Below are 2934 nucleotides of genomic sequence, written 5' to 3'. Positions count from 1 at the left end.
GTGCCGATGATCGGCGAGTGGGTGTCGCTGCCGCTCGCCGTCGCGGCCGGGTCGCGACAGGTCGGCGACGCGATCAGCGAGACGTTCCTGTATCCGGCCGCGCACCGATTGCTGCAGCGCTGCGATGCGGTGCTGCGTATCGACGGCGCGTCGCGCGGCGCGGACATGGACGTCGGTCTTGCGCGGCAGCTCGGCAAGCTGGTCTATTTCGCGGTCGACGAGATTCCGGTCGTGCGGGACGATTCGGATAGCTGAACAGGCGGGAAACGCCCGGCCGCGGTGGCGCCCTGCATCGGCCGGCCGCCTGCATCGTCCGCGGCCGGTCGAGCATCGCGTCATGCCGTTGCATCGCGCATGCCGCGCCGCGCGCGAACCGGCGTATGATCGCGACGCCACCCGCGCACCGCTCGACGCTACCGCCGCCCCATCATGCCGTTTTCCGATTCCGCTGACTCCACCGCGGCCGCCGCTGCCGCGCAACTGCCCGCCGATCTCGTCGCCTCCGCCGTTGCTGCGCTCGCGCGCGCCGACGCGTTGCTCGTGACGGCCGGCGCCGGTATCGGCGTCGATTCCGGGCTGCCCGATTTTCGCGGTACGGACGGCTTCTGGCGCGCGTATCCGGCGCTGCGTCACGAGCGTTTCGAATTCCACGAGATTGCGTCGCCGCACGCGTTCCGTGCACGAGCGCAACTCGCGTGGGGCTTCTACGGGCACCGTCTCGCGCTCTATCGCGCGACGGTGCCGCATGCGGGCTTCGCGATCCTGCGCCGCTGGATTGACGCGATGCCGAACGGCGGCTTCGTGCTGACCAGCAACGTCGATGGCCAGTTCCAGAAAGCCGGCTTCGATCCGGCGCGGATCGTCGAGATCCACGGTTCGATCCACGCAATGCAGTGCCTGCGCCCCTGTTCGGACGACACGTGGGATGCGGCGCCGTTCGTGCCGGACGTCGACGAAGCGACCTGCCGCCTCGTTGGCGAGATGCCGCGCTGCCCGCACTGCGGCGGTCTCGCGCGGCCGAACATCCTGATGTTCGGCGACACCGGCTGGCTCGGTGCGCGCTACGACGCGCAGGAACGCGCGCTGGAAGACTGGATCGCGCGGGCCGGGCGCGTCGCGGTGGTCGAGATCGGCGCGGGCACCGCGATCCCGACCGTGCGCCTGCTGAGCGAACGGCTCGGCGCCGACGTGATCCGCATCAACGCGCGCGAAGCGCATGCGCGCCGTGCGGACGTGATCGGCTTGAAGGGCGGCGCGCTGGCGACGCTGAGCGTGCTCGACGCAGCCTGGCAACGCGCGTGAACCTGCGGGCGGGCGAGACGACCTGAACGGGCGGTATCCTGCCGGCCATCGCCATCGCCATCGCCATCGCCGTTGCCGTTGCCGTTGCCGTTGCCGTTGCAGGTGCGCGGCGAATCCGCATACAGTTCAACCAGTGCCGCCCGCGCACGCGCCGCCCGCGTGCGGGAGCGGACCTCGCCCCGGGCGACCGGGAGCCGGCGGCTGACTCCAGCCGCATCATCGACCGGGAGCGCCCTTGTTCTATTCGATCGTCGCGATCTTCGTCGGCGCCGGGCTCGGCGCGTTGCTGCGCTGGTTCCTGAGTCTCGCGCTCAATGAATTCTTTCCCGCCGTGCCGCTCGGCACGCTTGCCGCGAACCTGATCGGCGGCTACGTGATCGGCATTGCCGCCGTGGTGTTCACGACCCGCGTCGGGCTGCCGCCCGAGTGGCGGTTGTTCGTGATCACGGGCTTTCTCGGCGGTCTCACGACGTTCTCGACCTATTCGGTCGAAGTGATGACGCATGCGGTGCAGGGCGAATTCGGATGGGCGTTTGCGGTGGCTGCCCTACACTTGACTGGATCGTTCGCGCTGACGGCGCTCGGCATGTGGACCGCGCGCGCGTGGCTCGCGGCGGCCTGAGCGTGCCGCCATCGGAGGGAGCGATGGACAAGATCTTCTTGCGCTTCTATGTGCACGAGAAGCACCGGCTGCACTGGAAGCCGCTGTGGGAATGGCTGCTGGAGGAGGCGAACCGGATGGGCGTCGCGGGCGGTTCCGCGTTTCGCGCGATGGCCGGTTTCGGCCAGCATCGCGTGCTGCACGAGGATCGCTTCTTCGAACTGCAGGGTTCGCTCGCGATCGAGATCGAATTCATCGTCACCGAGGACGAGGCGCAGCGCTTGCTCGAGCGGTTGTCGCACGAGAAGGTGCGGGTGTGCTACGCGATGATGCCGGCGCGCTTCGGCGTGATCGACACGCTCGGCGCACCGCCGGCGCAAGCGCCGGCGGCGTAGGGGACGACGGCGTCAGATACCGAACATCGTCATTGACACGGCGGCGCGCGTGACGATCATCAGCAGCACCTGCACGATCACGAACAGCAGGATCGGCGACAGGTCGATCCCGCCGAGGTTCGGGATGATGCGGCGCAGCGGGTTCAGGAACGGTGCGGTGAGCTGGTAGAGGATCGGCATGGCCGGCGAGCGCGGGTTGAGCCACGACAGCAGCGCCATCAGGATCGTCATCCAGATCACGAGGTTGAGCGCCCACTTCACGACCGTGAGCAGCGCGACCACGACCAGCGTCGCGATCACCGAGGCCGGATCGAAGCCGGCCATCACGACCATCAGCACGACGTAGACGAGCGCGGTGAGCAGCGCGGCGACGACGCTGGCCCAGTCGATGCCGCGTACGCCCGCGATCACGCGGCGCAGCGGCAGCACGAGCCAGTTGGTCGCCTGCAGCACGGCCTGCGTGACCGGGTTGTACGGTGGCACGCGGACGGCCTGCATCCAGACGCGCAGGATCAGCGCGGCGCCGAACAGCGTGAAGACGGTATTGAGCAGAAAACGGGCGATCTCGCCGAACATCGTTGGCATCCTTTTTATACAGTCAGTAGCGTGCGGCCGCCAACGCCGGATGGCGGCGCA

5 protein-coding genes are annotated in these 2934 nt (G+C 68.7%); 4 read left to right on the top strand and 1 reads right to left on the bottom strand.

The features are described from left to right. The 4 genes from JYJ84_RS32945 to JYJ84_RS32930 all read left to right on the top strand — a co-directional run. Positions 1-255: DUF4406 domain-containing protein (locus JYJ84_RS32945; RefSeq protein ID WP_205190003.1), on the top strand; the 255-nt coding region annotated here is incomplete at its 5' end. A gap of 174 nt (positions 256-429) precedes the next feature. Next, entirely contained in the window at positions 430-1302 is an 873-nt protein-coding gene (locus JYJ84_RS32940) for a Sir2 family NAD-dependent protein deacetylase (protein WP_174957089.1), read from the top strand. Between the two features lie 235 nt (positions 1303-1537). Continuing rightward, entirely contained in the window at positions 1538-1924 is a 387-nt protein-coding gene (crcB, locus tag JYJ84_RS32935) for a fluoride efflux transporter CrcB (RefSeq protein WP_011351225.1), read from the top strand. Positions 1925-1947: 23 nt separating this feature from the next. Further along, complete coding sequence (locus tag JYJ84_RS32930) at positions 1948-2298, top strand: DUF190 domain-containing protein (RefSeq protein WP_043183075.1); 351 nt, start codon at positions 1948-1950, stop codon at positions 2296-2298. A gap of 12 nt (positions 2299-2310) precedes the next feature. On the opposite strand, the gene JYJ84_RS32925 is transcribed toward JYJ84_RS32930, so the two are convergent. Continuing rightward, the gene (locus JYJ84_RS32925; protein WP_122944681.1) at positions 2311-2874 is read right to left on the bottom strand and encodes a YggT family protein; all 564 of its coding nucleotides are present in this window, start codon (positions 2872-2874) and stop codon (positions 2311-2313) included. Positions 2875-2934 lie beyond the last annotated feature (60 nt).

The sequence above is a fragment of the Burkholderia sp. LMG 13014 genome, assembly GCF_905232215.1.
In the GTDB taxonomy this organism is placed as follows: domain Bacteria; phylum Pseudomonadota; class Gammaproteobacteria; order Burkholderiales; family Burkholderiaceae; genus Burkholderia.
Note: the sequence above shows the minus strand (reverse complement) of the source record. Positions and strands in the feature narration are given on the sequence as shown.